The 544-nt window shown below is 67.5% G+C and carries 1 protein-coding gene; it reads right to left on the reverse strand.

Annotated features, from left to right (window positions below):
- Positions 1-544: polyketide synthase (locus tag WA788_RS35575; protein WP_335984646.1), on the reverse strand; the 544-nt coding region annotated here is incomplete at both ends.

The following is a 544-nucleotide window of genomic DNA, read 5'->3' on the forward strand; positions in this document are numbered from 1 at the left end:
CGGACCAGAACCCGCTGGCCACTCACGCGGCGCCGTCAGCAACTCGACTGCTCCGGCCGACCAGTCGACGTGGGAGGACGGGGCATCCACGTGCAGGGTCTGCGGCAGCATCCCGTGCCGCATCGCCTGCACCATCTTGATCACACCCGCGACACCCGCAGCCGCCTGCGTGTGGCCGATATTCGACTTCACCGACCCCAACAACAACGGACGCGCCGGATCACGATCCTGCCCATAGGTCGCCAGCAGCGCCTGCGCCTCGATCGGATCACCCAACGCAGTGCCAGTCCCGTGCGCCTCCACCACATCCACATCACCCGGCTGCAACCCCGCACTCGCCAACGCCGCCCGAATCACCCGCTGCTGCGAGGGACCATTCGGCGCCGACAGACCATTACTCGCCCCATCCTGATTGACCGCACTACCCGCCACCACCGCCAACACCCGATGCCCACGCTCACGCGCAACCGACAACCGCTCCAACACCACGACGCCAACGCCCTCACCCCACCCCGTGCCATCAGCCGCCTCCGCAAACGGCTTA

The sequence above is a fragment of the Streptomyces sp. CA2R106 genome (genome assembly GCF_037034245.1).
Classification (GTDB): Bacteria; Actinomycetota; Actinomycetes; order Streptomycetales; family Streptomycetaceae; genus Actinacidiphila.